Source organism: Peribacillus sp. SIMBA_075, assembly GCF_046534585.1.
The window spans coordinates 1-264 of sequence record NZ_JAWRYN010000811.1 but is presented as its reverse complement, the minus strand read 5'-3'; the positions used below and the strand labels follow the sequence as shown (position 1 = coordinate 264).

The following is a 264-nucleotide window of genomic DNA, read 5'->3' as shown; positions in this document are numbered from 1 at the left end:
CCTACCCCAAATGCTGCGTATAACGCCATTAAACCTACTGTAAACCGGAATGGAATATCTAAAATATGGCGAAATGGTGCAATCCATTCCATATATGCATCAATTGGTAAATTTAAAAAGATAACGAAAAATGATCCGACAATCGTTAACGGCAATGTAGAAATAACTCCGTTTCGAATTGCTAATAAATGTCGTTGTCCTGCAATCTTTTGCGTTGTTGGCATAATCTTTTGTTCCATAAAACTCATAAAACCATTCATCAAT

General features: G+C 35.2%; 1 pseudogene. It reads right to left on the bottom strand.

Going from position 1 to position 264, the window contains the following annotated elements:
• Nucleotides 1–260: pseudogene (locus SB775_RS30470) on the bottom strand (PTS sugar transporter subunit IIC); the annotation flags it as partial.
• Nucleotides 261–264 lie beyond the last annotated feature (4 nt).